Source organism: uncultured Pseudoalteromonas sp., from assembly GCF_963922945.1.
Classification (GTDB): Bacteria; Pseudomonadota; Gammaproteobacteria; order Enterobacterales; family Alteromonadaceae; genus Pseudoalteromonas.
In genome coordinates, this window is sequence record NZ_CAWUKC010000024.1 from 1 (window position 1) to 24,717 (window position 24,717).

25 protein-coding genes and 1 pseudogene are annotated in these 24,717 nt (G+C 40.5%); 17 read left to right on the top strand and 9 right to left on the bottom strand.

Annotated features, from left to right (window positions below; all coding sequences use genetic code 11):
• Positions 1 to 204, top strand: a pseudogene (locus AABI99_RS07315) (multifunctional CCA addition/repair protein); the annotation flags it as partial.
• Positions 205 to 214: 10 nt separating this feature from the next.
• On the opposite strand, the gene AABI99_RS07320 reads toward AABI99_RS07315, so the two are convergent.
• Positions 215 to 379, bottom strand: a complete 165-nt coding sequence (locus AABI99_RS07320) for a hypothetical protein (protein WP_338364957.1) — start codon at positions 377 to 379, stop codon at positions 215 to 217.
• Positions 380 to 689: 310 nt separating this feature from the next.
• Here AABI99_RS07320 and AABI99_RS07325 point away from each other — a divergent pair, with 310 nt between their 5' ends.
• The gene (locus AABI99_RS07325; RefSeq protein WP_338364959.1) at positions 690 to 1,094 is read left to right on the top strand and encodes a haloacid dehalogenase-like hydrolase; all 405 of its coding nucleotides are present in this window, start codon (positions 690 to 692) and stop codon (positions 1,092 to 1,094) included.
• Between the two features lie 501 nt (positions 1,095 to 1,595).
• Positions 1,596 to 1,775 carry a hypothetical protein gene (locus tag AABI99_RS07330; protein ID WP_338364961.1) on the top strand — a complete coding sequence of 60 codons (180 nt, stop codon included), beginning with the start codon at positions 1,596 to 1,598 and terminating at the stop codon, positions 1,773 to 1,775.
• A gap of 692 nt (positions 1,776 to 2,467) precedes the next feature.
• Here the strand turns inward: AABI99_RS07330 and AABI99_RS07335 are convergent.
• Complete coding sequence (locus AABI99_RS07335; RefSeq protein ID WP_008130424.1) at positions 2,468 to 2,671, bottom strand: helix-turn-helix transcriptional regulator; 204 nt, start codon at positions 2,669 to 2,671, stop codon at positions 2,468 to 2,470.
• The gene (locus AABI99_RS07340) at positions 2,664 to 3,146 is read right to left on the bottom strand and encodes a hypothetical protein (protein ID WP_338364967.1); all 483 of its coding nucleotides are present in this window, start codon (positions 3,144 to 3,146) and stop codon (positions 2,664 to 2,666) included. The genes AABI99_RS07335 and AABI99_RS07340 overlap by 8 nt, the downstream gene beginning before the upstream one ends.
• Positions 3,147 to 3,563: 417 nt before the next feature.
• Between AABI99_RS07340 and AABI99_RS07345 the strand changes: the two genes are divergently transcribed.
• Positions 3,564 to 3,770, top strand: a complete 207-nt coding sequence (locus AABI99_RS07345; protein ID WP_338364969.1) for a hypothetical protein — start codon at positions 3,564 to 3,566, stop codon at positions 3,768 to 3,770.
• Positions 3,771 to 3,781: 11 nt separating this feature from the next.
• Complete coding sequence (locus AABI99_RS07350) at positions 3,782 to 3,940, top strand: hypothetical protein (RefSeq protein WP_338364971.1); 159 nt, start codon at positions 3,782 to 3,784, stop codon at positions 3,938 to 3,940.
• 555 nt (positions 3,941 to 4,495) lie between these two features.
• On the opposite strand, the gene pdsS is transcribed toward AABI99_RS07350, so the two are convergent.
• Positions 4,496 to 6,631, bottom strand: a complete 2,136-nt coding sequence (pdsS, locus tag AABI99_RS07355; RefSeq protein WP_338364972.1) for a proteobacterial dedicated sortase system histidine kinase — start codon at positions 6,629 to 6,631, stop codon at positions 4,496 to 4,498.
• The gene (pdsR, locus tag AABI99_RS07360) at positions 6,631 to 7,320 is read right to left on the bottom strand and encodes a proteobacterial dedicated sortase system response regulator (protein ID WP_338365029.1); all 690 of its coding nucleotides are present in this window, start codon (positions 7,318 to 7,320) and stop codon (positions 6,631 to 6,633) included. Before pdsR ends, pdsS begins: the two co-directional genes overlap by 1 nt.
• 202 nt (positions 7,321 to 7,522) lie before the next feature.
• Here pdsR and pdsO point away from each other — a divergent pair, with 202 nt between their 5' ends.
• From pdsO to AABI99_RS07375, 3 genes are read left to right on the top strand one after another with little or no spacing between them, the layout of a single operon-like run.
• Positions 7,523 to 8,254 (top strand): sortase-associated OmpA-like protein PdsO, encoded by a 732-nt coding sequence (gene pdsO, locus AABI99_RS07365; protein WP_338364974.1) that lies wholly within the window; start codon positions 7,523 to 7,525, stop codon positions 8,252 to 8,254.
• A gap of 46 nt (positions 8,255 to 8,300) precedes the next feature.
• A complete protein-coding gene (locus tag AABI99_RS07370) occupies positions 8,301 to 10,304 on the top strand; it encodes a marine proteobacterial sortase target protein (RefSeq protein WP_338364975.1) in 2,004 nt (667 codons plus the stop codon).
• Positions 10,301 to 10,858, top strand: a complete 558-nt coding sequence (locus AABI99_RS07375; RefSeq protein ID WP_338364978.1) for a class GN sortase — start codon at positions 10,301 to 10,303, stop codon at positions 10,856 to 10,858. The genes AABI99_RS07370 and AABI99_RS07375 overlap by 4 nt, the downstream gene beginning before the upstream one ends.
• Here the strand turns inward: AABI99_RS07375 and AABI99_RS07380 are convergent.
• Positions 10,789 to 11,754 carry a DMT family transporter gene (locus tag AABI99_RS07380; RefSeq protein WP_338364980.1) on the bottom strand — a complete coding sequence of 322 codons (966 nt, stop codon included), beginning with the start codon at positions 11,752 to 11,754 and terminating at the stop codon, positions 10,789 to 10,791. The two genes, AABI99_RS07375 and AABI99_RS07380, sit on opposite strands and share 70 nt — an antisense overlap.
• 117 nt (positions 11,755 to 11,871) lie before the next feature.
• Here AABI99_RS07380 and proB point away from each other — a divergent pair, with 117 nt between their 5' ends.
• From proB to AABI99_RS07405, 5 genes are all read left to right on the top strand, one after another.
• The gene (gene proB, locus AABI99_RS07385) at positions 11,872 to 12,975 is read left to right on the top strand and encodes a glutamate 5-kinase (RefSeq protein ID WP_338364982.1); all 1,104 of its coding nucleotides are present in this window, start codon (positions 11,872 to 11,874) and stop codon (positions 12,973 to 12,975) included.
• Between the two features lie 99 nt (positions 12,976 to 13,074).
• Positions 13,075 to 14,049 carry a GGDEF domain-containing protein gene (locus AABI99_RS07390; protein WP_338364984.1) on the top strand — a complete coding sequence of 325 codons (975 nt, stop codon included), beginning with the start codon at positions 13,075 to 13,077 and terminating at the stop codon, positions 14,047 to 14,049.
• A gap of 55 nt (positions 14,050 to 14,104) precedes the next feature.
• Complete coding sequence (locus tag AABI99_RS07395; protein WP_338364986.1) at positions 14,105 to 14,464, top strand: glutathione S-transferase N-terminal domain-containing protein; 360 nt, start codon at positions 14,105 to 14,107, stop codon at positions 14,462 to 14,464.
• Positions 14,465 to 14,509: 45 nt separating this feature from the next.
• Positions 14,510 to 15,994 carry a glutamate--tRNA ligase gene (gltX, locus tag AABI99_RS07400; RefSeq protein WP_338364988.1) on the top strand — a complete coding sequence of 495 codons (1,485 nt, stop codon included), beginning with the start codon at positions 14,510 to 14,512 and terminating at the stop codon, positions 15,992 to 15,994.
• Positions 15,995 to 16,155: 161 nt separating this feature from the next.
• Complete coding sequence (locus AABI99_RS07405; RefSeq protein ID WP_338364990.1) at positions 16,156 to 16,455, top strand: 2OG-Fe(II) oxygenase; 300 nt, start codon at positions 16,156 to 16,158, stop codon at positions 16,453 to 16,455.
• A 4-nt stretch (positions 16,456 to 16,459) separates the two neighbouring features.
• Here AABI99_RS07405 and AABI99_RS07410 read toward each other — a convergent pair whose 3' ends face one another.
• A complete protein-coding gene (locus tag AABI99_RS07410) occupies positions 16,460 to 16,840 on the bottom strand; it encodes a hypothetical protein (protein WP_338364992.1) in 381 nt (126 codons plus the stop codon).
• 167 nt (positions 16,841 to 17,007) lie between these two features.
• Between AABI99_RS07410 and AABI99_RS07415 the strand changes: the two genes are divergently transcribed.
• From AABI99_RS07415 to AABI99_RS07425, 3 genes are all read left to right on the top strand, one after another.
• Positions 17,008 to 17,709: a DUF3581 domain-containing protein gene (locus AABI99_RS07415; protein WP_338364994.1), complete on the top strand. Its 702-nt coding sequence runs from the start codon at positions 17,008 to 17,010 to the stop codon at positions 17,707 to 17,709.
• Between the two features lie 151 nt (positions 17,710 to 17,860).
• Positions 17,861 to 19,111, top strand: coding sequence for a DEAD/DEAH box helicase (locus AABI99_RS07420; RefSeq protein WP_338364996.1), 1,251 nt, complete (start codon positions 17,861 to 17,863; stop codon positions 19,109 to 19,111).
• Positions 19,112 to 19,166: 55 nt separating this feature from the next.
• On the top strand, positions 19,167 to 20,144 hold the full coding sequence (locus AABI99_RS07425) for a sensor domain-containing diguanylate cyclase (protein WP_338364998.1): 978 nt from the start codon (positions 19,167 to 19,169) through the stop codon (positions 20,142 to 20,144).
• 82 nt (positions 20,145 to 20,226) lie between these two features.
• Here AABI99_RS07425 and AABI99_RS07430 read toward each other — a convergent pair whose 3' ends face one another.
• Positions 20,227 to 21,183, bottom strand: coding sequence for a hypothetical protein (locus AABI99_RS07430; protein ID WP_338365000.1), 957 nt, complete (start codon positions 21,181 to 21,183; stop codon positions 20,227 to 20,229).
• Positions 21,184 to 21,442: 259 nt separating this feature from the next.
• Here AABI99_RS07430 and AABI99_RS07435 point away from each other — a divergent pair, with 259 nt between their 5' ends.
• On the top strand, positions 21,443 to 24,322 hold the full coding sequence (locus AABI99_RS07435; RefSeq protein WP_338365002.1) for a pitrilysin family protein: 2,880 nt from the start codon (positions 21,443 to 21,445) through the stop codon (positions 24,320 to 24,322).
• A gap of 80 nt (positions 24,323 to 24,402) precedes the next feature.
• Here the strand turns inward: AABI99_RS07435 and AABI99_RS07440 are convergent, their stop codons facing one another.
• Positions 24,403 to 24,717 (bottom strand): helix-turn-helix transcriptional regulator, encoded by a 315-nt coding sequence (locus tag AABI99_RS07440; RefSeq protein ID WP_338365003.1) that lies wholly within the window; start codon positions 24,715 to 24,717, stop codon positions 24,403 to 24,405.

Consider the following 24,717-nt stretch of genomic DNA (forward strand, 5'->3'; position numbering starts at 1 on the left):
GAAACGCTCGTAGATAAGCCCTATCCGCAAGGAGCTAAGCTACGTGCAATTTTTAGCGAACTACAAAAAATGGATAAAAAGCAGATAGTGCAAAATGCACTTAAAAATGGCAAAAAAGGCCCAGAAATAGGCGAGGCGGTAAAGCTGGCAGAAATAAACTGTATCAAAGCGTTTTTAAGCGATGAGCCAAGTACGGCAAATTAATTTGTATAGATTAAATTAAGTACTGCGATACGCCTTGAACATCAAGGCGTGGCACTTTTTGAAGGTCGTTTACTTGCGTGTGCTGTGATTTAGTTGCCTCAGACTCAGCGTTTTTATCTGATTTATATAAACTAAAAATAAAGTCGATCTCTTCTCGTTCAAGTGATGGGGTCACGGCAAATCCTACTGCTTAATGCGTTAATATAGCCCCAGAGTATGTGAACGCGACTGAATTAAAAGTGAATAATGACAAAGATGGTGTCTGTTTATTTTTACTGTTTATTAGCACGTTACTTTTTTGTTCAATATTACTGAACCCTACCATTTTGGGGTATTTCTACATTTAGAATATTTAAATGCTACATAACTATTTGCTTACACGCGCTTATTAGCTGGTTACATTAGATTGATTGTAATATTTGGACATGTGCCGGCTTATAAAGCGACATATGTCGATACAAAGTTGTTAGAGCTAGGAGAAAACTTTGAATATTGCACTGTTTGATTTCGATGGGACAATCAATAATGCGGATATGTACACTAAGTTTCTGCACTTTTCTGGAACAAGACTGAGAGCATTACTGGCTAAGGTACTGTTGCCACCATTTTTCATACTTTATAAAGCGGGTGTTATTCCGGCACCTAAGATGAGAACCATTGTTAGCTTTGTGGCTTTCTCTGGCCGTAAGGTTGATGAAGTCGCAGCCGCCGGGGAGAAATACGCTGAGAGTGTTGTTCCTAACTACCTTAGAAAAGTGGCTTTAGATAAGCTGAACTGGCACAAAAATAATGGAGATCAAATCGTTATTGTTTCAGCATCTCTCGACGTTTATTTAAAGCCTTGGTGTACTCAAAATGGTTTTCCCTCGTTTGTAGTGAACTTGAAGTAGAGAGTGGTAAATTATCTGGACGCTATGTCAATGGTGATACAGCAGAAGACTTGGCAATGTTGAGAGTGGCAGATGAAGCGTATTTAAACTGGGAGCCGTATTCTGAGCGCTAGAGCTCTAACAAACGCATCAAATCTTACTCCGAAAGCTATTCGATTTTTTGCATAAAAAAGGCGCAAAAAAGCGTTCAGCTTACTGCGCAGTTTATACGTTCGTTAAATTAATAGAGAGTCTATGTCTGTTATTCGTAGTTCAGTTTTTCAAATTATTTTTAAATCGATATTTACTACTATTGAACTTTATCGGATTCTTTCAGATATACGCAGGTACTCTTTTGTTAGTTAGAGAGAACAATACTTCGTTATCGCTAATTGAACAACTTTTGGCGTTAATTCTAGCTGTGTTTACAACATCTATTTTTGCTTGGTGGGTGGTAACTAGTTTTCGTCAATACGGAATCGAAATAGATAGTGAATCAATCCTACTCAGAGGGTTATCGGGTTGGAAAAAATTGATGAAACTATTTTACTTTCCGATATTGATGGTGCAGAGATAGGAACTGACTTAGCTCTATTTAAGGGAGAAAAGCTGGTGGCGAAACTTTCAATGGTTTCTATAGCATTTGAAAATGATTCGCTTAACAAAAATATAAATAGTAATTTAACAAGGGCTAAATATTAGCGGGCTGTTCGCTTCATTTAAGCCAACCATTTAAATTCGACTTTAACGGTTTTACATATAAAGATTAGTAAATACTATGGATCGCCAATCACGTAAATTTAGAATATTTACTGCAATAATTACCATCCCATTATTTGCGGTATTTTTATTCGGGTAAAGCTTTATCATCTTTATGTATGCTGATGGATTAAATAATATTAAGTATTACTTTTTACTTGGTTTAGATTTTATTGGTATTCTTTTGTGGGCTAAAATGTCTGTGAATATGATTAAAGATATAAGATTGGTTAAGGTGTAATTTACATAAAAATATATCAGCCTTTATTCTGCCAATAAGCACGCGTATTTCTTTTACCGGTTTATTCAGTGCGGTCAATTCTAAATCAATAAAAATTCAGTTTACTTTGTTTGCCGATGTGGTTGTTAAACAAGTTGCATAGGGCAAAAATATTTAGGTGCGCTACATAGTAATCTCATAGTGTGATCTCATCGCAGTCAGGTTCATTGTTAGAGCAATACCGTAGAACCTAAAACTTGCATGAGGTAAACCTGGAGCTGTTTCTTCGCATTATTAAATAGGCCCAACATTTGTTGGGCTTATTAAGTACAGGCCTTATTATATTAAAAGCGCCTAATTTGTTGCTATTAGTTTTTTGCTTAATGCATTTTCATCGGTTGTTGAGTCAGAATGCTTATCTCAAGGTAAATACTTGCTCAACAGAAACAGAAAAATGAGCCGCTATTTTTAATGCAATAACCACCGATGGTGTGAAACGCCCGGTTTCTACTGTGCTTATGGTTTTTCTAGAAACGCCTATGGCATCTGCCAACTCTTGCTGAGAAATTTTATGTTGCAACCGAAGTTTGTGAATATGGTTATCTAAATCTTCATTCATAAAGCTCTTCCTTGCGTAGTTTCCATAAAATCAATGCGCCATGTGTAACTGCTGCTAGGCAAAGCAATACTTGAAGTGCATCTGTGGTGTTAAAAGGGGCTATTAATTCAACAAACCACTTACTGTCGCCACTATATGCGAGGAATGCTCCGCCAATTACCATAATATGACATGTAGCGCGCAGGCTGAGCGAACTGACATAATCTACATACTCGTCATTAAATTTCAATGTCCAGTAACCTAGGTTTGATATATGTTTAGCAAACTTCATGGATTTAGTGCCTAACACAATACAGTAGATAAAACTCACAAATAAAGTTAAATCTAGTAGCCAATTAATTAATGAATCGGTTTCGCTCATTTCTGTTGAAAGCAGCTGTGCTAAAAGGAAAAACGCTAGGGTAATACTGACTTTTCCTGTAACTGTTAAATACTGCTGTTCTTGTTCTGGTAGTACTGATATTGATTTTGCCATCTGTTGTATATCCATTTTTAGTGGCGACCGAATGATGTCGCGTTGTGATTACTCCGTTCAAGGTTTCATTTGATACCTAAATACACCATATGTAACCTCTAGGTATCAATGATACCCAAAGGTTACATAAAGGCAACCTTTTTTATTCTTTAATTCCAGTTAAGTGAGTATTGAGCCTGTACTAAGCTAATACTTGAATAAAAATGAGAAAGAAAATTTAAAAATAAGAGGGAAAATAAATTAAAAATATAATTTAAAAATAATGCTTTACTTTATTTTCGCTAAGTTTAATTAACAAGTTGAACCAAAATAGGAGCCCATATATGGTTGTTTTATTAATAAAATAAATTTAAACGAGTTAACCTAAAAGGGGGCCCATAGTTACCTATGATCGAGAGCGCGGAGGAGTTTAAAAGATTGAGAGAAAGCGATACTCCAGAGGAGTATTGTCGCGCTGCTCATGAAGGAGCCGACATTCAAGTATGGAAATGTGTGCTAGAAAAATACCCAGATATGGCATTTTGGGTGGCACAAAATAAGGCTGTTCCAATCGAAGTTCTCGAAGTGTTATCAAAGCATCCAGAGCCAAAGGTTAGAGGTATGGCTGCAAGAAAAAGAAAATAACAGAATCTTTAATGTTAGCCTTTGCGACTGACAGTGATCCGTCAATCAGAAACACACTGGTAAATAATGGCAAGGTTACCGAGCGAGTTTTAAAAATACTAGTTAATGATTCGTGGCAAACCGTAAGTGAGTGTGCAGCTGAAAAACTACTAGCTCTATCAAAGGCATAATTTTTAGCGAGGCTAACAAAAAAATTTGCGTACAATTCAATTTTTAGGTTTATTGACATCAATAATGTCGTTTTTGTGTTTGTTTTGGGCTTTAGCACCGCTTTCGCCTGACAGTAGCGCTTCAGCAGAAGGTGCTATTGGCTTGTTTTTAATGTTTTTTGTAGCGCCACTCTTTAGTTTTTCAGCCTTGTTGTTAATCCCTTCATCTATCGCACTATTTAATACCAAGTTAAGAAAAAGTACTTATTTTTATGGTAAATTTTGGTACGGTGTTTGGGGGCTTAATGGTTTGATATCTGTAGGGTATGTGTTTGTAATTTTATATATTGGTTATACTTACTTAATTCTAAAAGTTAGCAACTAGCACTGGTATTAAACCTCAGTAGCATAACGTTTTTGTTTTTATGCCCGTTTACCCACTATTTTTCTGCTTTGCTAGTCGTCTTACTAATGATTTATAATCAGCAGCAGGCATTAAGCTACTTGGTTTAAGTAAGTCTTATTAGCTCCCCCGGCAGAGCAGGTAAAAACTAATGAAGACTAAAAATCATTTAACTAATTTACTAACGGTAAACTTACTGTAAAAGTGACCCCATTATTTTGTGTATTATTTTGCGCACTTACACTGCCTTTATGGTAATCGCACACTAGCCTTACAATATAAAGCCCTAACCCTAAATGTGGTTGTTGCTGCATTTGCTGACTACGCACCGACACCATAGAATCAAAAATATGCTCAGTTAGTCCTTCAGGCAGTACGGGGCCTGTATTACTCACTGTTAATATTGCTTTATTTTCGCTCTGCTTAAGGCCTACATTTATAGCCGTATTGGCTTCACTAAATTCCAGCGCATTATTAATAAGCTTATCAAGCAGCTGAGCTATAAATTCGGGGGCTCCTTGCATAGGTAAAGGGTTTTGGCATACATCAAGCTCAAATAATTGTTCAGGGTAAGTAAGCTGATAGCCTTGCATGCAGCCATTAATGACCTTTTGTAAATCAAACGGCTCGCTCTCGTTGCTTTGAATGCTTTGCTCAAGGCGTGTAGCTTCGCTCATGGTGGTTATTATTTTACCTAAGCGCTCAACCCCTTCACTGGCGCGCTCTAAGTATTTTTGGCTTAGCTCGTTTTGTGGCAGGCTTTGTAAGTTTTCAAGTGATGAGCGCACCACAGCCACCGGCGTGCGCAATTCGTGCGATAACCGCGATGACATATTTTCTAAATAGTTAGTGTACCCACCTAATCGGCCAACAATATTGGCAAAGCTTCGTGAAAGGTCGCCAATTTCATCGTTTGAGTCGCTGTAATTAATACTGCCGGTAATGCGCCCTTGGGCGTCAATGGCTTGCTCTGCGGTATCACGCAGTCGTCTAATACGGCTCGAAATACGCGAGGCAAAAAAGAACAAGGTTACGGTACCAATTAGCATCACAGCTAAAATAATGTTAAAAAGTTTCTCGAGGGATTTATTACGCAGGGTGCGTACACCATTAGTGGTTTCCTCAGCGATGACTGCGCCAATCACTTTATCTTCTATCCAAATAGGGTAAGCCGCCGATAAAATAACGGCTTTATTGTCGGGCGTTAACCGCCAAGATGATGCGGGTTGGCCTTTGAGTGCTTTAGCTAAGTGTGTGCCTTGCATTGAGGCTACATCGTGCAGGGTATCTAAAAATTCGTTTTCGGGGCGAGTTAAAATTTTATAATAAAGCGGGTGTAAATACGTTTGCTCAAAGCGCTGCCAAGCATTTTTAGGCGGCTGGTTTTTGAGCCCGTCGGCCCATACGCCATCGGCATTTTGAATGGTGCCCGACTGCGCTAATACGCGATGATGGTTATCAACCACCCAAATACGGCTGCCGCTGTGGCCCATACCTTTTAAAATTCGATTAATTTCGGGTGAGGGCACCAATACAGAGCCTAAATCGCTGGGGTTATTTAAATTAGAAGTCGACATTGTTTTAGAATCAAACGGCGCTTTTTTTGTGTCGATATCGACCACGGCAAAGCCTAGCTTGTTACCCAGCATATTAATGGGGAAGCGCAGCTCTACGTTATATCCCGATGCAGTGCGCATAAAATAGCCCTGAATTTTTGTAAACGGTGTTTTGGTTTTCGCATTAAACGCATTTACCCAGCCATCTTGGCGTGGAGCAATAATGTACGTATTAAAATCGCCGTCTGGGCTTTTAAGGCCAATTTTTAAATGATCGTTATTGGTTATACTTAAACTATTTTTAGCACGATAAACAAGGTGATCGTCAGTGACTTTAAACACGGCATACAAATAGTTATCAAATTTGCCCACCATATGATCAAACGATAAATCCGCACTGTTATGTTCGCTGTTGGTTTTTTGTAAGTAGCGTTTGTCATAATGCCAAAAAAGAGCTAGATAGCTTTGCCAGTCGCTCAGCTTGCCATCAAGTTGAATGGGATTTTTGAGGTTATAGGCATATAAATCGCGCCCTTTTACGACTTGGTCCAAAAAGTTAGTTTGCTCGTCAAAGAGTGCAGGGCGCTCGTGCAAAGCCGTGGCAAGTGCGCGAGTAGTGCCAACGAGGGTTTTTTCTTGGCCTTGGCGTAAAAACTTTTCCATTTCCCATACGTACTCGTAGCCAAGCCACGGCAGTAAAAACAAAAAGCACGACAGAAGTATAAATTTACTGCGTAGGCCAAATCGTAACATTAGCGTTGTTCCCACCTGTAGCCCATACCGTATACGGTATCTATGCAGTCAAAGTGGCTATCAAGTGCCATAAACTTTTTACGAATGCGTTTTACATGCGAGGTGATCGTGCTGTCGTCTACGTAAATTTTTGCATCGCTCATTAAATCGTTACGGCTTTTTACATGGCCTGGGTGCTGCGCAAGGGAGTGCAGCATCCAAAATTCGGTCACGGTTAAATCAACCAACTGCTGCTGCCAAAACACTTGCATGCGTTGGGTGTCGAGCTTAAGTGGGCCGCGTGTAATTAATGCATTGGCATCGGCGGGTTGCTCAAGTGCTTCCATGCGTCTAAATAGCGCGCCTATTCTGGCAGCTAAATGGGCTAAGCTAATATCTTTGGTTAAGTAGTCGTCTGCGCCCATACGCAGGCCACACACGGTATCTATTTCGCTGTCGCGGGCGGTTAAAAAAATAATAGGCAGTGTTTTAGAAAGCGTACGCAAAGTTTGGCAAAGTAAAAAACCGCCGTCTATTTCATGGCCTAACCCAATATCAACAATGGCTAAATCGGGTAGGGCGTCTTTAAATGCCCGCTCCGCGCTGACACGATCTGCAAAACCACTAACTTGATAACCTTGCGCGCTAAGCATTTCAATATAGTTTTCACGGATGGCGGTTTCATCTTCAACGATGGCTATTTTTTTCATCTTAATCATTATTTTATCTTACTTGTTTTGCACTATATCGAAGTTTTTCAGTTATGTACGCTTAAAAAGGCAATTGCCTTTTTTTTGCCACAATTGCTCAGCACTTTGCCATTTTTGTTCCCCTTTGTTGCCACTTGTAGCTGTTTTAATACAACCATCAAAACAAAACATCGCAAATTAAAACAAGTTTAAGGATTACATCATGAAGAAAACATTAATCGCATTAACGCTAGTCGCCAGTGTTTGTTCACCTGCATTTGCAGCAACTGCTCACACACCTGCTAAAGAAGCACATAAAGAAACCGCGATTGGTTTAGGTACTGGCGCCATTATTGGGGGGGTCGTCGGTGGGCCGATTGGGGCCTTTATTGGCGCATTTGCAGGGGGCTTAATTGGCGATTCAAAAGTCGCTGATGACAAAATTGCCCAGCAGCAAAGGGCAATAACAGTGATGCAGGAAAAAACTAGCGACTACATGCACGTGCTTAACCACAACAATAGGCTAGAGCAACAGTTAGAGGCACTTGCTAATCAAAATGAGCAGCTAACACAATCGCAAATAAATAGCTTACTTGCCATGACTGTGCAATTTAAAACTGGCTCAAGTGCGATTGCCCCGCACTTTGCTACGCAGTTAGACCAGCTTGTGGTGCTGTTAAAAAATCAGCCGCAACTAGCATTAGATTTAAGTGGCTTTGCCGATCAGCGTGGAGATGAGCAAGCAAATTTGGTGCTCTCTAAAAAACGTGTAAACGCAGTGCAAAGTTACCTAATAAAGCACGGTATTAGTCATAAACGTTTAAGCGCCCAAGCATTTGGCGAGCAGCATACATTAGCTAATAGCAACACCGTTGAAGATAATTTTTTTGATCGACGCGTAACACTTACGACTCGCTCAATCAACCCAGTAAATGGCCAAACGGCAAGTAACTAAAGCCATTTTTATTTGAGTAAAGTTAAGTGTTCGATGGAGTGATTTTATGTTGAGTAACCCAACCAAAATGCTTACAAAAGTAAGCATTTTTATTTTCTTGGTGAGTGTGCTGCTGGTTAGCTTTAATAGCCATGCACAGTCGCCTAAGCTTGAACTTTTTGACAGCAGTGGCGCATCTGTAGCACCCGCTATTATATTAAAAAGTGATGCAAACATGACCCTGACCGGGCTGATAAACCACGTGGTTGTTAGGCAAACTTATCAAAATGATAATCCGTTTGCGGTTAATGCGCGCTACGTTTTTCCACTGCCTGATGAAAGCGCCGTGCATGCGATGACAATGCGTATAGGTGAGCGAGTCATCAAAGGCCAAATTGATAAAAAAGTAGAGGCCGAAAAAAAATACCAAGCAGCTAAAAAAGCAGGTAAACAAGCAGCACTCGTACGCCAGCAACGCGCGAATATGTTTATTACTAACGTAGCTAATATTGGCCCAGGTGAACAGGTAATTATAGAGCTTGAGTACCAAGAAATAATTGATTATAGCAGTGGTACATTTGCGATTCGTTTTCCGACGACTATTACGCCACGTTATCACGCAATTAGCGGTGAAATTGGGCAAAGTAACACCGACAAAACCGTATTAAATCAGGCGCCGAGCGGCTGGTTAAACCCTGTTTACAATATACAAAGTTCAGAGCATAGCCAAGGCGATGTACCTAGTAGTAAATTTAGTTTAAATATAGATATAGACGTAGGGCTGGAGCTGGTAGAAATAAATTCTAAATTTTATAACGTAGACATTCATAATCCTGCATTTGGCCAATATACCGTTGCATTAAATGAGCAAAATGCGACAAACCGCGACTTTGTTCTTGAGTTTAAACCGCTGCAAAAAGAAAGCGCTCAGGCGGCATTTTTTACTCAGCAGTTTAAAAATGGCGACCGCTACGGACTTGCTATGCTAATGCCACCAGCAGATCACTTTACGCAAACGCAGCGCCTACCACGTGAAATGGTGTTTGTTGTAGATACCTCTGGCTCTATGCATGGGCAATCTATGGAGCAAGCTAAAAAGGCGCTGTTTTATGCGCTTTCTTTACTCGATAGCGACGACAGCTTTAACATTATTGGCTTTGATAACGTGGTTACCCCCATGAGTGATAAACCCCTCGTTGCCAGCGATTTTAATTTGCGCCGCGCTGAGCGCTTTATTTATAGCTTAGAGGCAGATGGCGGCACCGAAATACAAGGTGCCCTTGATGCCGTCCTTGATGGTAGCCGTTTTGAAGGCTTTGTACGCCAAGTGGTATTTTTAACGGATGGCAGTGTCAGTAACGAAGATGCCTTATTTAAAAATATTCAGCGTAAATTGGGCGATAGCCGCTTATTTACTGTCGGTATTGGTAGCGCACCTAATAGCTTTTTTATGCGCCGCGCTGCAGATATAGGCAAAGGATCATTTACGTTTATAGGTAGCACACATGAAGTGCAGCCTAAAATGCAGCAGTTATTTGATAAGCTCGCGCATCCTGCGATCACTAATTTAACGCTAAGTGATGAAAGCACTAATAGCTTAGACTTTTGGCCATCACCCCTGCCCGATTTATATTTTGGCGAGCCAATAATGGTGGCTATAAAATTAAATGATACGAATCAAATTACGCTTAATGGGCAAACTGCTCAAGGCCCTTTAAATATAAAACTAAGCGCACAAAATAGCGCAAACGCAAAAGGGATTGATAAGCTGTGGGCGCGCCAAAAAATGAAATCCTTGCTTTTGTATAATGACCCTCAGTCAGTTAAAAATGAGGTGCAAGGGCTTGCGCTCACACATCAATTACTTAGTCCATTTACGGCCTTTATAGCTATTGAACACTCGCTAGTTAAAGAGCCTGCAGAGCAAACTGCACTAGCTAAAAACGCAGCTCCACAAGGACTCGCTATGCGTTTACCGCAAACCGATGGGCAAAGTAGGTTGCATATATTGCTTGGGTGCATGTTATTAGCTGGGTTTACCGCTATAAAATATACTCGAGTGTTTAAATGAAAAAGTGGCTAAGTGCGGGCTTATTAATCATCGGTCTTGGGCTATTTGGTCACGGCATATACATGCAAGCAAAGGCATGGTTAGCGCAAATATTGATAGCGCAGGCTTGGCAAGAGGTATTAGTTAAGCCAAACGCTCACGTTAAACCATGGTTTTACGCCGATACCTATGTAACAGCACAGCTTAGCTGGCTTAAGCATAGTAAAATATTGGCCGTTTTAGCGGGGGCAAGCGGGCGTAATTTAGCGTTTGCTCCTAGTCACTTTTTACCAGGGGCAGAGCTTGGTGATAAGCATGGCGGTGCGTTAATAGCGGGTCACAACGACACTCACTTTGCATTTTTACAACACACCAAAGTGGGTGAAACGTTTACGCTGCAGTTGCAAAATGGCGTAATTCAGCATTATAAAGTAAAAAGGATTGAGGTTATTCATCAATCCCAACAGGCGTTTTTACAAACGCCTGGGCTTTACTTATTAACCTGTTACCCTTTTGACTCGTTGGCATCGGGTACTGATTTAAGATGGCTTGTATCGGCTGAGTTGATAGGGTGAGCACTAGCTTCATTAAGCGGTATGTCGACCACCAGCTCTTGATGTCGTTGGCTTATCATCACCCCTGCAAACACGATAAATATGCTCACCCATTGCCAAAAATCGAGCACTTCACCCAAAATAATGGCTGATAAAATAAGGGTAAAAATAGGAATTAAATTTGAATACGCTGCCGCGGTTAACACCGATACTTTACTTATCGCGTAGTTATACATGCCGTAGCCGCCAAGGGTGACACACGAGCCTAAATATAAAATACTTAATAAGGCGGTTAAATCGTGTTGGTTTTCGCTTGGTAGCTCGATAAAAAATAAAAACGGTGCAAAAAATAAACTACCGCTTATGCCTTGTAAAGCAATCAAAGTAAGTGGCGAGTAGCGATTAGCTAAGTGCTTGATGCTAATGGTGTAAAACGCCGCGCAAACCATCGCCATTAGTTCTAAAAAGTTACCTAATAATGGATTAGGGGCTTGCTCGGTATTTGGTGAAAGCAAAGTAAGTAAAATACTGCCGCCAATACATAAGGTAAACCCAATCACAATGGCTTTACTTATATACTCTTTAAGCATAAAAAACGCCATCAATGCCACAATAATAGGTAAGCACGAAACAATAACACCCGCCTGAGAGGCCGAGGTGTATTCCATTGCGTGGCCTTCAAACAAAAAGTACAAGCAAGGCTCAGCCAGCGACATGCCTAATAAGTACTTCCAATCGCCTTTTAAATACTCAAAGCGAATAACATAACGCCATAAACACAGCGATAAAACTAAGGTGGTTAGCATGCGTAAAAATATGACTAGTGCAGGGTCGTAAACGGCAATGGCATACTTAAGTGCAATAAAAGAGCTACCCCATAAAAAGGTGGCAATAATTAGGCATAAACTGGCTGGCATAAATGAGATTTTATCAAATTAAATTAACGCCGATCCTAGCATGAATAATTTTAACTTGTTCAAAAATACCGAGCTGGTATAAGTTAAATTATCTAAAAATTTTAATAGTAAAAAATAATGCAAAGGGAACAGGTAATAGTTGTAAAGCTTGGTACAAGTGTACTGACCGGCGGCACCGATAAATTAGACAAAGCCCATATGGTTGAGCTGGTTCGCCAATGTAGCGAACTTAAAAAGCAAGGCCACCAAGTTATAGTAGTATCGAGTGGCGCGGTTGCTGCGGGGCGCGAACAACTTATTAAACCCTGTGGCCGCGGCCTAATAGATAAACAAATGTTGGCAGCCGTAGGGCAAGGTCAGCTTATACATATTTGGCAAAGTTTATTTTCTTTGTATGGCATAAACGTAGGGCAAATGCTGCTTACCCGTGCCGACGTAGATGACCGCGAACGCTATTTAAATGCGCGCGACACCTTAAATGCATTACTTAGTCACAATGTAGTGCCTATTATTAACGAAAACGATGCAGTAGCAACTAGCGAGATAAAAGTAGGCGATAACGATAATTTATCGGCGCTTGTGGCTATTTTAGCTAATGCCAACAAGCTATTACTGCTTACCGACCAAGAAGGTTTATTTACCAGCGATCCGCGCACCAATACGGATGCAAAGCTAATTGATGAAGTAACCCACATAAATGATGAGTTACGCCAACTGGCTGGTGGCAGCGGTACAAGTTTAGGCACCGGCGGTATGGCTACAAAACTACAAGCCGCCGACGTAGCAAGGCGCGCAGGGGTGGAGGTTATTATTGCAAAAGGCGCTGGCAAAAATGTTATTTTAAAATGCATGAGTGAGCAATTACCCGGCACGCGGTTTTTAAAACTTACTGCGCCAAAAGATGGGCGAAAAAAGTGGCTAATGGCTGGGCCTAAAAGCACAGGACAAATAGTCATTGATGCAGGGGCTATTACTGCACTGCAAAACAAAGGGGCGAGTTTATTGGCCAAAGGTATCACAAATGCATTTGGTCGTTTTGAGCGAGGCGACTTAATTGATTTAATTGACGCCAATAACCAAGTAATTGCCCGCGGGTTAACGCGTTTTAACCACGTTGAAGTTAATAAAATTAAAGGTGCTCACTCAGAGCAGATAGGTGAGCTACTCGATTTTGATAGTGGTGCAGTGGTGCTACACAGAGACGATTTAGTTTTATTTTAGATTTTATTCTTTAATTAGTTAAAAAGTATTGGGTAATTATTTAGCAAAGTTGAGTGTTTTGTCTAAACTGATTGAAGTTAGAACAATTTAGGCAAATGAATGAAGGCGAACAAGTGCGGTCATGAATGGATTATTAGTTTAACTCAGCAAGAAGAAGAAAGTGATTTAGATGCATCGTTAGTGCAGATTATTGGCGACCTGCTCGAAGTTAAAAACTTTGCTATTTATATTAATAAGCACTTTAATACGCAATGCCCGCCTACACTAATCAACCCTGATTCTCGCCTTGAACTACTTGATCCTAACGAAGCACTAGCGCTGCTTAATAAAGTGACTCAAAATAAAATAAGAATAAGCCGTGCATTGGGTGTCATAACAACGTATGTGCCAGTGTATTACTTTGGTAAAGTCATTGGCATATTACTGATAGAAACCACAAAAGAGTTAGCCCAAAGCACCTCTATGCTAGCCGTGCATATTTTAAATATTTATGCCAACCAGCTAGGGCTACTGCATAAATCGCGATTAGACCCCTTAACTGAGCTTTTAAATAGACAAACCTTTGATAAAAAAGTCATTGAAATTGTTTCAGGCAATGGCTTTTTATTACCGCGAGATGATGTAACCGAAAAGCGACGATGGTATTTAGCCATTGTCGATATAGATCACTTTAAGCGTGTTAACGACAGTTATGGCCACGTTATTGGGGATGAGGTGATTTTACTTGTGGCTCGACTGTTAAAAAATAACTTTAGGCTAGAAGATTATGTATTTAGATATGGTGGGGAGGAGTTTGCGGTATTATTTCAAACCAAAACCGAAGAGCAAGCACACGTTGCACTTAACCGTTTGCGCTTAAATATTGCAGAGTACCCCTTTCCTCAAGTTGGCCAACTCACTATTAGTATTGGCTTTTTAGAACTAACAAACCCTGATACCGTATCAAGCATTGTTAACCAAGCCGACATGGCAATGTATCATTCCAAAAATACTGGCCGGAATAAAGTGACTGCATATAGCGAGCTTGAGGTAAATGAACAAGTGAGCATCGATAATAGTATTGAGCTTTTTTGATTGAAAATTTGTGCTAAAATCTGGCTCCTTAAATTGTTGTAGGCAGACACAAAACATGAGATTAGTTCGTTGGTTTTTAGGTTGTATCATTTTATTCTTTAATTTTGTATTTACTCCTCGTAGTAAAAAGCGTGCTACCGATGCGCAGGCAAAGCTTGATCAACAAACCTCACAATTTAAACTTTACCAATTTAAAGCATGCCCGTTTTGTGTAAAAGTTCGTCGTGCAATTAAACGCGAAGGCTTAAAAATAGAAACGCGTGATGCAAAAAATAATCAACAATTTCGTCAAGAGCTGTTAGAGCAAGGCGGCAAAATAAAAGTGCCATGCCTTCGTATAGAAAAAGATGGCCAGGTACAATGGCTTTACGAATCTAACGATATTATTGCTTACTTAAATAAAGTAGCGGCTTAAACGACCCCCTTAATTTTTATCTCACTTATTAAAAGAGACATTATCATGACAATCCGTACTCGTGTTGCCCCATCTCCAACAGGTGACCCGCATCTTGGCACCGCTTATATTGCTTTATTTAACTACTGTTTTGCTAAACAACAAGGCGGCGAGTTTGTTCTTCGTATTGAAGACACAGACCAAGTTCGTAGCACGCCAGAGTCAGAGCAAGCGATTATGGATAGCTTACGTTGGTTAGGTCTTGAATGGGACCATGGTCCTGATGTAGGTGGTGAATTTGGCCCGTACCGTCAATCTGAGCGTAGCGATTTATACAAAAAATACGCACACCAATTAGTTGAGCAAGGTAAAGCGTTTTACTGTTTTGCAACCAGTGAAGAGCTTGATCAAATGCGCGAAGAGCAAATGGCACAAGGCCTGCGCCCTAAATACGACGGCCGAGGTTTAAACCTTACCGACGATGAAATAAAAGCAAACCTGGCTGAAGGTAAGCCTTACGTTATACGTATGAAAATACCAAGCGAAGGCACCTTTAAGTTTAACGACTACCTACGCGGTGAAATTGAGATCCCGTGGGAAAATGTAGACATGCAAGTGCTATTAAAAGCCGATGGTTTCCCAACCTACTTTTTAGCAAACGTTGTGGATGATCACCACATGCAAATAAGCCATATTTTCCGTGGCGAAGAGTGGATTAACTCAGCACCTAAACTATTAAAACTTTACCAAGATTTAGGTTGGGAGGCACCCGTACTAGGCCACTTACCACTACTGCGTAACCCTGATAAATCAAAGCTTTCTAAACGCAAAAACCCAACTTCTATTAATTACTATAAAGAAATGGGTTACCTGCCAGAGGCTGTGCTTAACTACTTAGGCCGCATGGGTTGGTCAATGCCTGATGAGCGTGAAAAATTCACTCTTAACGAAATGATTGAACACTTCGACATGAAGCGTGTATCACTGGGCGGCCCAGTGTTTGATGTAGAAAAATTAAGTTGGTTAAACGGCATGTGGATCCGCGAAAACCTAACCGATGAAGAGCTTGTACAACGCTTTGTTGATTGGAAGTTTAATGGCGAAATGTTAGCTAAAGTATTACCAGAAGCTAAAACACGCATTAATACGCTTTCAGATATGGTTGATTTAGCAGGCCATTTCGTAGGCGGCATTCCAACTTACGACCCAGCACTGTTAACGGCGGGCAAAGCTGACGAAAATGTAATACGCCAAGCGCTACAATTTTTTGTATGGCAATTAGAAGGCCTACGTAGCTTCGAAAAGTCAGCTATTTTTGCCATTGCAAAAGAAGTTGCTACATTCCACGAGCTTAAAATTAAAGATTTTTTAGAGCCAATATTTGTAGCAATCACGGGTAAAACTTCATCTACCTCAGTGCTTGATGCAATGGAAATTTTAGGCTCAGACCTATCACGTGCGCGTTTACGTGTAGCGCTTGCTCATTTAGGTATTTCTAAAAAGCAGGCAAAAAATATTGAGCGTGCGTACCGCACCTACCCAAGTGCATAATGACTAAATAGTGCATGTTAAAAGCCGAGTTTAGTAAATAAGCTCGGCTTTTTTGTTTCAGGTTGTTTGGCTATATGTCATGGTATTTTGATATTGTTTAGCGCAAGCCGTGGCGCTTTAGCAAATGCTACAATGCTGCATGTAGATTAAAAGGAGGCAGTATGATTGCACCTGTTAAAAACAAAGCTTTATTTAGCAGTAATACTTTTTCAATAAACCTAGTTACTTACCCCACAAACCACAGCGTAATGACCCATATAGACCCTGTGCAGCAAGGGCGTTACTACAAACTTAATTTTGTACTAGTAAAACCTAAAGCGGGTGGGGTTTTTAAATGCTCAAAATGCATTATTAATTGGTTTAACCGTGTGTATTTATTTAGACCCGATAAGTACGAGCACAGCGTATCTAAAATTGAGTCAGGAAAGCGCGTACTACTTAGTTTTGCGCTTAATATATGATTTATTAGTAGTCGTAGGCCTGTCCGCTGCATAAAACAGACAGGTCACAATACGATACAGAAACCTCACTACAAGAATTAATAGTAAAGGCATTACCCCCTCTGCGCATAGCATCTGCTTTAAGTAAATCTATAGCATTTGATTTTGCGCGGTTGTAGCTTATATTACCGTCTCCATTGCAGCTTTCGCCTTCAATTCGGCCTAAAAGTGTGGCTCCACTTTCGTGTGCTTCTTGGTCACTATAAAACTGTTGTAAATCTCGTTTTTTAACGTACGTACCAATTTCCTTAGATAAAACATCGTTATCTATATCGGTATGAAAAGTCACGCTAGAACATCCAGCCAAAGTAGTGAGCACGCTTATTGCTGCAAAAACACGTAACATAATAATTAGTCCCTTATTTAGTTTGCTGCCTAAATTACTAATTAAAACAGGTATGCGCAATATTTACCCTTAAGTTAATTGTATGAATTTGTAAGTGATTCGACCTCTCTTTAAATTTTTTCTGGTAGTATGGGCAGGTTATAAGCAGTTTAAGCAGTGAACAATCTATGTTAAGTCCTTACTTTCAGCAGCATGCTGATTATGTTTCTATCTCTCGTGAGCAAGGGTGTCGTTTCGCAAAATGTGTGGCCGATGATTACAACCCACTTCATGACAAAGATGCCAAAAAGTTTTGCGCGCCAGGAGACTTACTTTTTTCTTTAGTGTTAGACCGCTACGGTATCAGTGAGCGAATGGAATTTACCTTTGCCGGTATGGTTGATGAAAACACCAAACTTAACTTTCCCGAAGGGGCTGATGAGTTTGATGTAACCAACGGCGATAAAGTGATATTAAAGGTAAAGCGCGAAGGTCAAACCAGCAAATGCCCAACACTTACAAATAGCCTAATAAAAAACTATGTTGAGTTTTCTGGTGCTGCATTTCCGCATGTAATTATTCCGCTAATGGGTAAGCAAGATGTAATGATTAATCCTGCGCGCCCTATGGTTATTTACGAGTCGATGATCATTAATCTTGAAAATATTAATATTCAAGCGCCAACGCTTGAGTTTGCTGAGCCAAGTTTTGAGTATACAGGTAAGCGCGGTAAAATTACCTTGCGCTTTAACCTATTAGAAAACGGCGAAAAAGTAGGCTTTGGTGAAAAACACATGGTGGTGTCGGGTATTCGTGAATACTGTCAAGCAACGGTTGATGACTTAATCGCGTTTTATAATGAGCGCAAAGCCACCTTAAAACCGGTTTAAAACGATCAAAAGGCGCTAAATACACAGCTATTTAGCGCCTTATTATTGGTGCAGGGAACACGCTAAGCTCAATACTTTTCTGGGCTGGTTAATTTACGCAGTACCGTAATATGCGTACAATAGCGCTCTTTGTTATTTTAAAGCTAAGCCTATGTCTGCTACTTCGTTCTCATCTCTTAAGCTCGATCCATTATTACTCACTGCAATTGAGCAAAATAATTACACCACGCCAACCGCAATTCAGGCTAAAACTATTCCGTATATTTTAGCGGGCAACGATGTAATGGGTAGCGCGCAAACAGGCACAGGTAAAACGGCTGCTTTTGTATTACCGCTACTGCATAAGCTTTTAAATACACCAAAAAAAGATGAGCCAGGTATAGCCCGATTGGTTATTTTAACGCCTACACGTGAGCTTGCTCAGCAAGTGTTTGCAAGCTTTGAAAAATACGCCCAAGGCAGCAATATTCTAGGCGCCTTAGCGTATGGCGGGGCAAGTATTGGCCCGCAAATTAAAGCACTCAAAACAGCGCAAGTAATAGTCGCAACACCAGGGCGCTTACTCGATCATATAATTAAAGGCAGTGTGGAGCTCGCAAGTGTTGATTCGTTAGTATTCGATGAAGCTGACCGCATGCTAGATATGGGCTTTATTGATGAAATAAAACGTATTCTGCGCCATATTCCAGGTGATCGCCAAACCTTATTGTTCTCAGCTACATTCGATGACAGCGTGTTTGAGCTGAGTAAAAAACTACTTAAAAACCCCGAGCTGGTTGAAGTTGATAAACGTAACTCCGCTGCTGTTGAAGTAGAGCAAGTTATTTACGCCGTTGATGAAGAGCGAAAGCGCGAGCTTGTATCACACATGATTGGCATGAAAAATTGGCGCCAAGTACTTATATTTACCCGCACAAAACAAATGGCCGATAAACTGGCCAAAGAAATGTGCAAAGACGGTTTAAAAACTGAGTCTATCCATGGCGATAAATCGCAAGGTGCACGCGACCGTGCATTACAAAACTTTAAAGAAGGCACAACGCGGGTATTAGTTGCCACCGATGTGGCTGCCCGTGGTTTAGATATTCCGACGCTTAAATACGTAATAAACTTTGAGCTACCTTATATAGCCGAAGACTACGTACACCGTATAGGTCGAACTGGTCGCGCTGGCGAGCAAGGCCTGGCTATGTCACTGGTAAGCATTGATGAGCAATGGCTACTCGAGGAAATAGAAGTATTACTAGATACGCGCCTAACACCGCAATGGCTACAAGGTTATGAGCCTGATTTAAATAAGCCACCTAAAGATAATCGTAAAAACACCAATAAAGCGCGCAAAGATCGTGATAAAAAGCGTATTACTGGGCAAAGAGCATCCAGTAAACGTCGCAGAAAGTAGTCTTTAGCGTATTTTTTTGACTATACTAAGGCTACTAAATAGCTGAGGTGTAGTTATGTTCGATACAGATCAATGGGCATTTTCCGGTGTGGATGGACAAATTTCCCTGCATAAGTGGCAAAAAACCATTGATCTTATTACTGGGCTTTTTTCTGCCCCTTGCGGCTATATAGTACAGGCTACTAGCAAAGGTTATCGCGTTGTTATTAGAGCTAATGAAGGCGGCTCACATTTTGAAACTAATTCAATACTCCCCCCAGAAACCCCCTTATTTTGTAAATATGTAGCCGAAAACAACAACACCTTATATGTAAATAATGCCAGTAATGATGCGCAGTGGAGTACCATGCCTGAGGTGGTTGAAGACGGTGTTGAATCCTACCTTGGGCTGCCAATACATTGGCCAGAAGGCGAAGTATTTGGCACCTTGTGCTTGAAAGACTCAAAAAAAACCAGTTATACCGACGAATACTTTGAGCTGATAGAGCAGCTTAGGGATTTAATTGAAGACGACTTAGCCCTTATTTATAGTTTTGAGCAAATGCGCGAAATAGCCATGCTCGACCCCCTCACCCATATTTATAATCGTCGTGCACTTTGCATGCTTGCTCAGCAAAAGCTAAATTTAGCGCAGCGATTAAGTTTTAATGTATGTTGCTTATTTATTGATATAAATGACTTTAAAAAATTAAACGACACCTGCGGACATGAAGTCGGCGATAAAGCATTAATCCTCTTAGCAAATACACTAACAACTCATTTAAGAGAAGCTGATATAGTCGGTCGTTTAGGGGGAGATGAGTTTGTAGTGGTTATGCAGCTGAGTGAGCTAAGTCAACTGGATCCTATTATTGATAAAATAAGTACTGAATACTCTAAAATATTGTTACAAAATGGTATATGCGCGCTCACTTTGAGCGTAGGCGAAAGTTATACTAGCCAGGAAAAGCAGCCCTTTGAGTCGTTATTAAACTTGGCCGATAAAGAAATGTATAAAAATAAGCAAGCCTATAAATTGACTAAAAAAGTGTGAAAGTGAACGCATCTCACCTAAGCTCAAGCTAAAAAGGCAAGCAGTAGGGCTTGCCAGTAAGCCAAATTAGCCTAATAAAACATTAAGCGATTTGTTTTTCAGCTAGGTTTAATTCCATAATCGCTTTTAATAAACGGTATAGGTTTATTGATGCGTCAATTTCTTCTTTACGGTTTGTTAAGCTCTCAATATTTAAGCCCAGTGGCACATCAAGATGCGCACAGCTTTTAAGTATTAAATCGAGATTTTCTCTACAAATACGCACAGACTCACTTAATGTGTTTTCTGCATCAAGCATGCGCCATTTGGTGGCCTCTGGCACTGAGATACCCAGCCATTGCATAAACTCTAAGGTTTTATCGCCACCACATGGTGTAAACGTTAAAATAATTCGTTTTGGTGTAATACTCTGTGCCTTACAGGTGCGTGCATAGCTAGTAATAAGCTCAATGGTTGCTTGTGCGTCGTAAACCGCTTGCGATATAAAAAACTGACACCCTTGGCCGGTTTTTTCTATCAGGCGTTCATGCTCATTACGCTTACTTGCGTGGCGCTCTGCTATGGTAACGCCCCCTAAAAAGAAGTCATCAGATTGCTTCTCTAGCGTTTTATAGGCATCAGGCAAGCTTAGTTTTATATCACCTTCCGATGAGGGGCTACCCACTAAAACCACATTTTTTAAATTGTAGTCGTTTTTAGTTTCATCTAACCAACCTTTAAACTCTTCAACACCACGCTGTGCCACACTTTTGTAAGTAATGACATCAGGCGCAGATAAGTTACGTAATAAGTGGCTGTACTCACGAGGATCTACAGTTTGTTTAAATGGGAATGGGCGTGCTTTATCTGTACGACTACTTTCATCTTGGATGTCGTAAATAACAACGCCGTCGTATTCAATTTCATGTAAACGACCTAATAGTTTTTTTGCGATGGTATTTAATTGCGCTTTATCAGTGCCAATTTTAGGCGGCGTAGTACCAATGAGGTAAACACCTTGATTGGTGTCCTCTATTTTTTCTTGAAGTGATAAAGCCATAATCCTCATTCCAGCTTAATTAGTTGTATGAAATTTAATATAGCAGCCATTTAGACGTCTAGATAGATTTATTCGTTGAAAGTTTTTCAATCAGCATGAGCTTTTTTCATACTTAAATGTTCATAAATTAGGTAATTGACACAGTTGTTTACATTAAAAATGCCGTAAAGCTCTTACAATCACTCGCTTTAAGGCATAATCAACGATGAATTAGCATTAAATTTAATAATAAATTTGTTCAATTTAAAAAGGGACAACAATGAAATTTAAACTATTAGCAACAAGCTTGGCGGTATCGCTGGCACTAACAGGCTGTGTGGCACAGCAAAGCGAAAACACCCAGGCGGCACAACAACAGCAAACAACAGCCGCAGACGAACGTGTATTTTCGCAAGAGTACCTAATCGAAGAACTAGATAACGGCTTACGTGTAATGGTGGTTAAAACCGATTACCCCGATGTAGTCTCGCTGCAAATTCCGGTATCGGTTGGCTCACGTAATGAGGTTGAAGCGGGTAAAACCGGCTTTGCGCACTTTTTTGAACATATAATGTTTAAAGGCTCTGAAAAGTTTCCGCAAGACGAATACACTGCCATATTTAAAAATGCAGGGGTAGATAACCGTGCTTACACTACTAACGATTACACAAACTACCATTTAAACTTTTCAAAGCAGCACCTTGATAAAGTACTTGAAATTGAAGCCGATATTTTTCAAAACTTAACCTACACCGAAGAGCAATTTAGAACCGAAGCGCTTACGGTTAAAGGGGAGTATTTAAAAAATAACGCCAGCCCAATTCGTAAGTTATTGAGCGCAGTTCGCGAAGAGGCGTTTGACACGCACACTTATAAACATACCACCATGGGCTTTTTTGAAGATATTGAAGCCATGCCTGATCAAATGGCGTACGGTAAAGAATTTTTTGATAAGTTTTATAAGCCTGAATATGTATCACTCGTAATTGTCGGTGATGTAGACCCTAAAGCCACGATGGCGATGGTGAAAAAACATTGGGGTGGCTGGAAAAAAGGTGATTACGTTGCCGATATAAAAGCCGAGCCTGCACAACAAGCGCCTAAATATGTACATGAGAAAAACGAAGGTTTGCCTGGCCATTGGTTGCTTGTATCTTACAAAGGTGCGGCCTGGGAGCCTGCGAAAAAAGATAGAGCCGCGCTGGATTTGATCTCGCAGCTTTATTTTTCAAACAACTCAGACTTATACCAAGAATTGGTTGTTGATAAACAAATTGCTAGCCAAATGTTTACCTACAATCCAGAGACAAAAGATCCTGGTTTATTGCATGTATTTGTAAAAGTAGAAAACGAAGATGATTTAGCAAAAGCACGTGATGCTATCAACCGCACTTATGCAAAAGCACGTACCGAACTTGTTGATGAGCAAAAACTAAGTGATTTAAAGTCTAATCTTAAATACAGCTTTATTAACGGCTTAGACTCATCACAAGCGATTGCGTCAACACTTGCAAGTTACATGCATTTTGAGCGCGATCCTGAGGTAATTAACCAGCTTTATAAATCGGCCGACAACATTACAGCACAAGACATTAAAGCTGTGGCTAATAAATATTTTGTAGATAATGCGCGTACAACCGTAACTATGTCGGCACTTGATAAAGCGCCAGGGTTTGAACAAGAAGCAAGCTTAAACGCGTTAGTTGCAAAGCTTGATAAAGCGCCTGAAGCGCCCGTATTTAAAGTGCTTGATAAAACCAATAGCTCGCCACTGATTGACGTAAACTTTTTATTCAATACCGGGGCTGCTGCAGACCCGCAAGGTAAAAAAGGGGTTGCTGCGCTTACCGCCGCTATGCTTTCTCAAGGTGGCTCGCAAAGTACGAGTTACAAAGATATACAAAAAGCGCTTTATCCGCTTGCTGGCAGCTTTGGTTATCAAATAGATAAAGAAATGCTGTCATTCCAAGGGCGTATTCATAAAGATAACGCAGCTGCATGGTATGCGCTTGTAAGCGATCAGTTACTTAACCCAGGCTTTAGAGACGATGACTTTAAACGCCTTAAAAAAGAAATGATCGACGGTATTAAGTCGGGCTTAAAAGCCTCTAACGATGAAGAGCTAGGTAAAGAAGTGCTATACAGCGCACTTTACAAAGGCCACCCATACGAAAGCTATAACTATGGTGATATTTCTGATTTAGAAGCACTAACGCTTGATGATGTAAAAGCATTTTACAACACAGAGCTTACCCAATCTAAACTAACACTGGGTTTAATTGGCGCTGTGCCTAACGCGCTTAAAGCCGAAATGATGAGCGATTTAGCAACCTTACCCAAAGGCGAGCAAAGTCGTTTAACTATTCCTGATGCGCCAGAGCTTAAAGGCCACCATGCAACAATTGTAGAAAAATCGGCGCAATCAACTGCGGTATCGTTTGGTTTCCCAATTGATACTATTCGTAGTAGTGAAGATTGGACAGCCCTTTGGCTGGTGCGTTCGTACTTTGGTGAGCACCGTAGCTCTAATTCATACCTGTATGAGCGAATTCGTCAAACACGCGGTATGAACTACGGTGATTACGCCTACATTGAATATTTCCCACGTGGCATGTTTCAAACTAAGCCTGATGCAAACTTAGGGCGCTCTGAGCAAATATTCCAAATTTGGTTACGACCACTGCGCTCTAATAATGATGCACACTTTGCAACACGTACCGCATTGTATGAGCTGGATAAGCTTATTAAAAATGGCTTAACCGAAAAAGACTTTGAAGCAACACGTAACTTTTTAATTAACTACGTACCTCAGCTTGTCGCAAGTCAAAACCGCCAGTTAGGCTATGCACTTGATAGCGAATTTTATAACACGGATTCGTTTGTAAAATACGTGACAAGTAAACTTGAAAAGCTAACGCTTGCTGATGTTAATCGCGTGATTAAAGATAACCTGCAAACAGATAACGTGCAGTATGTGTTTATTACCGGTGACGGCGAAGACATGAAAAAGCGTTTAGTGTCAGAGCAAACCTCGCCAATGGTTTACAACACACAAAAACCAGCAGAACTTGTTGCTGAGGATAAAGTGATTGCCGATTACAAATTAGCAATCCCAGCTAAAAATATTGAAGTCATGGCCGTTGAAAAAGTGTTTCAGTAATTTAAGCGCTTTATTCAATATATAAAAAATGCCCCAGTGCTTATAGCGCTGGGGCATTTTTATTTAATTAGCGTAAGGTATTAGTTAGTCGCTAAAAGCACTGAGCCAGCCCCAAGAGCAAAGCTTATTAAGGAGCTAATAACAACGCCCGCTAAAAAGCTTTTAGTTGGAGTACTTTTAACATCATCGTTTATAGGCTCATCAAGTTTAATCAGCTCGCCTTGGCGTACTTCAAGTACCGCGCAAAGCGCCATAGTGGTTTCTTTAGAAGCGGCGCCTTCTTTTTCTACCCGTTGAATGGTCCGCAAACTTACATCGCAGGCATCTGCGAGCTGTTGCTGCGTCCAATCTAACTTACTTCTAAGCGATTTAACTGTTGTAGGATTTAATTGCAC

Coding starts and splice junctions, on each gene's coding strand:
- AABI99_RS07335 (WP_008130424.1), bottom strand. CDS start 2,671: ATGAATGAAGATTTAGATAACCATATTCACAAACTTCGGTTGCAACAT.
- AABI99_RS07340 (WP_338364967.1), bottom strand. CDS start 3,146: ATGGCAAAATCAATATCAGTACTACCAGAACAAGAACAGCAGTATTTA.
- AABI99_RS07350 (WP_338364971.1), top strand. CDS start 3,782: ATGTTAGCCTTTGCGACTGACAGTGATCCGTCAATCAGAAACACACTG.
- pdsS (WP_338364972.1), bottom strand. CDS start 6,631: ATGTTACGATTTGGCCTACGCAGTAAATTTATACTTCTGTCGTGCTTT.
- pdsR (WP_338365029.1), bottom strand. CDS start 7,320: ATGAAAAAAATAGCCATCGTTGAAGATGAAACCGCCATCCGTGAAAAC.
- pdsO (WP_338364974.1), top strand. CDS start 7,523: ATGAAGAAAACATTAATCGCATTAACGCTAGTCGCCAGTGTTTGTTCA.
- AABI99_RS07370 (WP_338364975.1), top strand. CDS start 8,301: ATGTTGAGTAACCCAACCAAAATGCTTACAAAAGTAAGCATTTTTATT.
- AABI99_RS07375 (WP_338364978.1), top strand. CDS start 10,301: ATGAAAAAGTGGCTAAGTGCGGGCTTATTAATCATCGGTCTTGGGCTA.
- AABI99_RS07380 (WP_338364980.1), bottom strand. CDS start 11,754: ATGCCAGCCAGTTTATGCCTAATTATTGCCACCTTTTTATGGGGTAGC.
- proB (WP_338364982.1), top strand. CDS start 11,872: ATGCAAAGGGAACAGGTAATAGTTGTAAAGCTTGGTACAAGTGTACTG.
- AABI99_RS07390 (WP_338364984.1), top strand. CDS start 13,075: ATGAAGGCGAACAAGTGCGGTCATGAATGGATTATTAGTTTAACTCAG.
- AABI99_RS07395 (WP_338364986.1), top strand. CDS start 14,105: ATGAGATTAGTTCGTTGGTTTTTAGGTTGTATCATTTTATTCTTTAAT.
- gltX (WP_338364988.1), top strand. CDS start 14,510: ATGACAATCCGTACTCGTGTTGCCCCATCTCCAACAGGTGACCCGCAT.
- AABI99_RS07405 (WP_338364990.1), top strand. CDS start 16,156: ATGATTGCACCTGTTAAAAACAAAGCTTTATTTAGCAGTAATACTTTT.
- AABI99_RS07410 (WP_338364992.1), bottom strand. CDS start 16,840: ATGTTACGTGTTTTTGCAGCAATAAGCGTGCTCACTACTTTGGCTGGA.
- AABI99_RS07415 (WP_338364994.1), top strand. CDS start 17,008: ATGTTAAGTCCTTACTTTCAGCAGCATGCTGATTATGTTTCTATCTCT.
- AABI99_RS07420 (WP_338364996.1), top strand. CDS start 17,861: ATGTCTGCTACTTCGTTCTCATCTCTTAAGCTCGATCCATTATTACTC.
- AABI99_RS07425 (WP_338364998.1), top strand. CDS start 19,167: ATGTTCGATACAGATCAATGGGCATTTTCCGGTGTGGATGGACAAATT.
- AABI99_RS07430 (WP_338365000.1), bottom strand. CDS start 21,183: ATGGCTTTATCACTTCAAGAAAAAATAGAGGACACCAATCAAGGTGTT.
- AABI99_RS07435 (WP_338365002.1), top strand. CDS start 21,443: ATGAAATTTAAACTATTAGCAACAAGCTTGGCGGTATCGCTGGCACTA.